This is a genomic window from Prevotella conceptionensis 9403948 (genome assembly GCF_000312305.1).
Lineage (GTDB): Bacteria > Bacteroidota > Bacteroidia > Bacteroidales > Bacteroidaceae > Prevotella > Prevotella conceptionensis.
This window is the reverse complement of the sequence record NZ_HE999444.1, coordinates 83,585-90,400: the sequence shown is the minus strand read 5'-3', so window position 1 is coordinate 90,400 and position 6,816 is coordinate 83,585. Positions and strand designations below refer to the sequence as shown.

Annotated in this window: 5 protein-coding genes and 1 pseudogene; 1 reads left to right on the top strand and 5 read right to left on the bottom strand. The window is 46.3% G+C overall.

Features of this window, described 5'->3' with window-relative positions:
* The 4 genes from BN93_RS02530 to BN93_RS02515 form a co-directional block, all read right to left on the bottom strand.
* On the bottom strand, positions 1-752 hold a 752-nt coding region (locus BN93_RS02530; RefSeq protein WP_157462655.1), incomplete at its 3' end, for an amidohydrolase family protein.
* The gene (locus BN93_RS02525; RefSeq protein ID WP_009230344.1) at positions 749-1,531 is read right to left on the bottom strand and encodes a DUF4369 domain-containing protein; all 783 of its coding nucleotides are present in this window, start codon (positions 1,529-1,531) and stop codon (positions 749-751) included. The genes BN93_RS02530 and BN93_RS02525, both read right to left, overlap by 4 nt.
* 180 nt (positions 1,532-1,711) lie before the next feature.
* Positions 1,712-2,125, bottom strand: a complete 414-nt coding sequence (locus BN93_RS02520; RefSeq protein ID WP_019186787.1) for a hypothetical protein — start codon at positions 2,123-2,125, stop codon at positions 1,712-1,714.
* Positions 2,109-2,447, bottom strand: coding sequence for an FtsB family cell division protein (locus tag BN93_RS02515; protein ID WP_019186786.1), 339 nt, complete (start codon positions 2,445-2,447; stop codon positions 2,109-2,111). Before BN93_RS02515 ends, BN93_RS02520 begins: the two co-directional genes overlap by 17 nt.
* Before the next feature lie 343 nt (positions 2,448-2,790).
* Here BN93_RS02515 and BN93_RS02510 point away from each other — a divergent pair, with 343 nt between their 5' ends.
* Positions 2,791-4,617, top strand: coding sequence for a DNA polymerase III subunit gamma/tau (locus BN93_RS02510; RefSeq protein WP_019186785.1), 1,827 nt, complete (start codon positions 2,791-2,793; stop codon positions 4,615-4,617).
* Positions 4,618-6,504: 1,887 nt separating this feature from the next.
* Here the strand turns inward: BN93_RS02510 and BN93_RS02505 are convergent.
* Positions 6,505-6,816 (bottom strand): annotated as a pseudogene (locus BN93_RS02505) (aspartate--ammonia ligase); the annotation flags it as partial.

The window sequence follows — 6,816 nt, the reverse complement described above, 5'->3', positions numbered from 1 at the left end:
GGATTGTGGCCGAAGAGCGACAATTCGCGTGCCGTTGTGAGGTGAGCAACATGCAGTTGCGCCCCGTATTTGGTGGCCAACTCCACGGCTAAGGCCGACGAATGGTAGCAAGCCTCGGCACTCCTTATCGCAGGATGATGCTCCACGGCTGGGTCGTCGCCATACAATTGCTTGGCCTCGGCCATATTTTGGTTGATGAGTTGCGTGTCTTCGCAATGCGTCATGATGGGCAAAGGCGCGTTTTTAAAGATGTTTTCAAGCGTTTCGAGCCTGTCAACAAGCATGTTTCCCGTGCTGGCACCCATAAAAAGCTTAATGCCCGGCACGCGTTTGGTGTCTAAACGCTCAAATAGATGAGCGTTTTGGTTGGTGGCTCCAAAGAAGAAACTGTAATTAACGTGGCTCTTGCCCTGCGCAAGTTCCAGTTTTTGGTTCAGTGCATCGAGCGTTGTGGTTTGCGGAAGGGTGTTAGGCATCTCGAAAAACGTGGTCACACCACCATATGCGGCAGCGCGACTCTCGCTTTCGAGGTCGGCTTTGGCCGTTAAACCCGGTTCGCGAAAATGCACATGGTCGTCTATTACGCCGGGCATTACCACACAATCCTCGGCATTCAGCCGCAAGTCGAAGTGTCCTTCGGGCACGGCCTCGCCCTCGGTAACGCTTTCTATCAAGTCGTTTTCAAGGGTTAGGCAGCCTTTAAAGCTGCGTCCCTCGTTCACAATCGTTGCGCCGTAAATAAGGGTTTTCATTCTTTTGTGGGCTGAGCCAAGTCGTTTGGCGTGGGTGCAGGCGCAGCTTGCGGCGTAACAGCTGGCGCAGGCATGGGCACGTCTTTCATTCCGTTCATTATCTGTTGGTTTTCTTGCGCCTTGGCGTAATAGTCCTTCACATAAGCGTCGTTTTTAAACTTATCGGTGGCTTTGCTCATGATGTCCTCTATCCAAGGGGTAAGTTCGGGATAGTCGTAACCGATAGTAACCATGAAAAACACGCCCGGACCTAACACGTTGTCGAAGTTTTCGCACACGAACGACGTGATAAGCTTGTCTTCAAGTCCCGACAAACGTTCGGCCTCGCTGTTCAAACGGGCGTTCACCACGTCCATATTGCTGCCGTTCATAATGGCTTGGTCGTGCTTATGCACCAACTCTTGTTCTTGGTTTTTCAGTTGGTTGTACTTATTAAAGAACTTAAACAGCTTGTCGTTGAGTGGTGTTCCCGACACGTTTTGCTGTGCATCGTCTAGTTTTACGATGATGTCGCCGCTTTCAAGCACCAAGGGCAACACACTTTCTTCGTCCATAAAGATATTGGCGATGCGTACAGAGTCTAACGATCCAGAGAACCCGAACTTGCCGTGCACAACGTCGCACGAGTCTAACTTTTTAAATTCGTTGTCTTTCAGTACTTTCAGGTATAACTTTCGGCCATCGAGGGTAGATATGTTAGAAGTACCTTCGATATTGTAGCTGCTACCACACGAGGTGAGCAACGCCAACGCGAACAATGTATATAGAACTTTATTCATAAGTTGATTGTTTCTGTCTTGTCACACAAAGATAATACGCTTTTGCGGGCTATCGAATTATTTTCATGCTATTTAATCCAAACAAACCTCCTTTTAAGTATTTTTTAAGAAAAGTGTTAGTTGTTGAAAGCCTGCACACCGCAGGCACGTATATATAAAGGTGTAGCCGCATGTCAGGGCCTATTGCCTTTTGTCTTTCTTCATTTCGTGGTCTATGCGGTGCATGGTGTATATTTCCAAAAGGGCTGCAATGAGCAAAAGCACCACCCACTTGTTGTACAAATAGTCTACATAAGCGATGGAACTGTCGAAAAGTGGACGGAAAAACATGTAGGCCGTGTCTACCATCAGTATGCCGGCGAGCATAAAGAAGATGTTGGCCACAGCTTGAATACGTTTCAAGCGGCGCACCACAAAGTCGGTTCCTTCGTAAGTTTGCATGGATTGCATGAGGCAAAACAGCGTTGCTCCCACGAGGTAGAGCCAACATACCGCCCGTTGTTGCCACATAAATGCAAAGCATCCCGCACCAATCACCATCAGCGCACCACCAACGGCGTAGAGGATGGATTGCAGCTTATTCAGTTGTTTCATCTTGTTGTTGTGTAGGTTTCTCGTCATCGCTCAGCACATAGATGTCTTCATCGTCGGCTTTCATAAAGTAGCGCTCACGCGCAATCTTCTCAATGGCCTTGGGGTCGCGTTTTAGTTGGCGAAGCCGTTCCGTGTCGGTGCTGTGGCGTTCGTTATATTCCTTTATTTGTTTTTTTAAGTCGCTTACCTGAATTTCGTACTCCAAACGGTGCATAAAGCTGTTATCGTCGACAAAACCGACGATAAGCACACCCACCACCACCACGATGAGGTAGCGATAATGGTTAAGCATTCTGCCCACTTCATTCCATTTGCTGTTCATTAGAGGCTCATTATCCGCTGCAAACTTACAACTTTTTTTTCAATCGCCATGCACTACAAGCACACTTATTATGTAAATATTGCAAAAGCAAGTGCCTTTTAGGCCAAAGCACATGCTATATCTGTGTTATACGAATGTTCACGACTCTACTTTAGATGGGTAAGCGATACAACACCACCAAAGCACAAAAAAGAGAGAAACAATAAAAAGACATGAACCAAAAGAAAAGCCAAAAATAATGCGTAACTTTGCAAAACGGGGTAAAAACAACACACCCATACGGCGAGGGACATGCCTCCCAACGCCAAACCAAACACATAAAACGGAACACAATACAGCATTTATGGGAGAATATATCGTATCGGCGCGCAAATACCGACCCGTGTCTTTCGACTCGGTGGTGGGGCAATCGGCCCTTACCACCACGCTGAAAAACGCGGTTAAAAGCGGAAAGTTGGCGCATGCATACCTCTTTTGCGGTCCACGAGGGGTGGGTAAAACCACTTGCGCGCGTATCTTTGCCAAGGCCATTAACTGCCTTACGCCCACCGAAATGGGCGAGGCGTGCAACCATTGCGAAAGCTGCCAGGCCTTTAACGACCAGCGTTCGTACAACATCTTCGAACTAGATGCGGCCAGCAACAACTCGGTTGAGAACATTAAGACGCTGATGGACCAAACGCGCATCCCTCCGCAGGTGGGAAAATATAAGGTTTTCATCATCGACGAGGTGCACATGCTTTCCACCGCGGCCTTTAATGCCTTCCTTAAAACACTGGAAGAGCCGCCCGCACACGTCATTTTCATCTTGGCCACAACCGAGAAACACAAGATTTTGCCCACCATCCTGTCGCGTTGCCAAATCTACGACTTTGAACGGATGACCGTTCCTGGCATCATCGACCACCTTAAACGCGTGGCCGAGAACGAAGGAATTGCCTACGAAGAGGAGGCTTTGGCCGTAATTGCCGAGAAAGCCGACGGCGGTATGCGCGATGCGCTTTCCATTTTCGACCAAGCAGCTAGCTTTGCACAAGGCAACCTTACATACGACAGCGTGATTGCCGACCTTAACGTGCTGGATAGCGACAACTATTTCAGCATTATCGACTTGGCCGTGCAAAACAAGGTGAGCGACATCATGGTACTTGTTAACGACATCATTGCCAAAGGCTTTGATGCGGGCAACCTTGTTAACGGATTGGCCACACATGTGCGCAATGTGCTGATGGCGAAAGACGAAAGCACCCTGCCGTTGCTGGAAGTTAGCGCACGCCAACGCGAACGCTTTAAGGAACAGGCGCAAAAATGCCCCACAAAGTTTCTTTATAAGGCCTTGCAGGTTATGAACCAATGCGACATTCACTATCGCGCAAGCAGCAACAAACGCCTATTGGCCGAGCTTACGCTGATACAAGTGGCGCAGATAACGCAACCCGAAGACGAACCTGCCGCGGGGCGTAGCCCCAAGAGATTGAAATCCCTGTTCAGAAAACTTGCCACTCCCCAACCTAAACCGGCTCAACAGGTGGTCGGTGGGGACAAAGCATTGGTGCGCACAACCGTGGCAACGCACACCGCAACGGCATTGGCCAACACCAACGAGGTGAAAGCAACGTCCTATCCCACACAGCCTGCCGTTGAAACACCTAAGGCTAACGAACCAGAAATAACTACGCGACGAACGGCTATGCCCATCGGAAAGCTTAAATTGGGCAAGGTGGGCACGTCGTTTGCCGACCTTAAACGGGGTCCCGAAAAGGTTGGACAAGTTAAAGAAGACGAAATAACGAATAAAGAGGAGAACCATGTGTTCTCGCAAGAAGAGCTTGAACTGCAATGGATGGCACTTTGTAACCGCATGCCGCAAGCCATGATTGCCATTGCAACGAGAATGAAGAACATGTCGCCGCGCATAACCCAATTTCCCAACATAGAAGTGTTGGCCGACAACGAGATTGTTTTGGAAGAGGTTAACAACATTAAGAAACGTATTGAGGGCGGACTGGCTAAGTATTTGCACAATGGACAACTGCAACTTCACATCCGACTGGCCAAGGTTGAGGAGATGAAACGCATCCTTTCTAAAAAGGAAATATACGAAAACATGCTTAAAGCCAATCCTGCAATAGACAAACTGCGCAATGCGTTGGGGCTGGAACTGGCCTAAGCCCTAGCCATTGGCATCGCAAACACGCCTTAACCAAACTTCCTTCTTACTGAAATCCGCTTGACTTTTAATATTTCTAATAAGTTGAGAGGTGTTTATTATCTTTGTGCAGTAAAACCAAGATAAGCACTCCTTTCTCATGTACGAAGTACAGCATAAAGATACCATCCCGCCCACTTTGCCTGTGGCAAAACGTGGTTATGCCTTAAACCCCAATCGGTCGTTAGACCGCTTACCTATTATTTTAGGTTGTTTCCATCGCTTCCTGTTCATCTTTCGTTTGCTTGTCGGCATCTTGTCTGTCTTATTCTCTTGACGTAGCCCGCTACGTCTTCAAGAATAAAGCAGACAATATGCTCAACAATACACAAAATCTGCACAGGCTCTAACGACCGATTTGGGTTAAACTGCTACCAAACGGATAACATTCGATGCACTTTCTCTACAAGCATAAAACTAGCTGCCAGTGGCGTGTCACTTCCACTTTTCCATGATACTTCTCCGTTGGCCATGAGCAGCATGCCCTGCAACCTCTTGCGCTGTCGGTTGTAAGCGTACGTGCTTTCCTTGGCCGTTGCCTATTTACACGTATGCAACACAATCCTTTTGTCTAGTTTTCAGCAAGAAATTTAACATTATGAGTGCCCTTTTCGTCCACCAATGCCAACCTTGCCGCAAAAAATCGATTCTCGCGAAGGTTGGTTTTGATGCAAAAAGAGGTTAGTTGCTAATGCGGACAAAATGAATTTTTATTTAAAAGAAACGGCATTTGCACTAGGTTTTGGGCTATTTGTTGCTAAATGTAGTGCAATATGCCGCTAAACGCAGTGCGTTTTGGTGCTAAACACAGTGCATTTTGGTGCTAAACGCAATGCGTTTTGGTGCTAAATGCAAGGTAAAATGGTGCTAAATGCGATGCAAAATGCGGCTAAATGCGAGCCAAAAAGCATAAAAACACACCGCAATGGTATAAATATAACCTCTTAGAGACATGAAATACATGGCCGAAAAGGGCAAAATAACCCCTAAAAAGTGGGATTTTGGGGGGCTAAAAGCGGGTAATTGGGCACAAAAAATAATGAGCTGGCAAGCAAAATAGAAAGGCAATATGGTGCAAAATGCAGGTTCTTCTCTTGAATATTGACAAAAAGTAAGGCGTGAAAGACTAGAAATAGTAGTCATTTACCTACTTTTTAAGCCATTTTTTCGCTAGAACGAAGTGAAAATTAGAGCCGTGTTGTAAAAATAAAAACAATAATTTAACCTTTGGACGAATGCGTTTTTTACTGATGAGTAAATGAGGTTGCGAAGCTGTGAACGAATAAATACAAAGTTCTAATCCCAGGTTCTCACTTAATTCATGTTCTAAAAATGCCACGCTTATGCTCATTCTTGCTTTTTAGTTCGCCCTTCACCATCCTTATGTTGAACTTACATGCCGATAAAGGCACGCCATAAATCAATGGGGTCACACCCCAGTTTAAAGTTTATTCCATAGGCAGGTGCTAAAAATTACCTTTGCTGTATTTCTAGCTTTTAGCTGAGCAGATTTTGCTTACTTCTTGAAAGAGCATAGTGAACTATGCTTTCTGAAAGAGAAAGCAAAAGATGCCAGATAAAAGCAAAAAGACAGTGAAGAGCAATACAAGGAACATCAATTGAGCCTTTGCGGGGAATTTTTAGAACATGCCTATGGCATGTTCTAAAAATTACCTTTGCTGTATTTTTTAGCTTTTAGCTGAGCAGATTTTGCTTACTTCTTGAAAGAGCATAGTGAACTATGCGACTGAAAGAATAAGCGAAAGATGCCAGATAAAAGCAAAAAGACAGTGAAGAGCAATACAAGGAACATCAGTTGAACCTTTGCGGGGAATTTTTAGAACATGCCTATATCAACGGCATGCCTGCGGCTTGGCATTCGGCTCGCATTTCGTCGCTCCAAATGCTCGCTTGTATCTCGCCCACGTGTGCTTTCTGCAACAATACCATGCACAAGCGGCTTTGTCCGATACCTCCACCGATGCACAAAGGCAGTTTGCCCGACAACAACTGACGATGGAAATACAATTCTGCACGAGTCTGCTGTCCCATCATTTCTAACTGCCGCAATAAGGCATCTGCATTAACGCGAATACCCATCGACGACAGCTCAACCGAACGTCCCAGCACAGGATACCATATCAAGATGTCGCCATTTAG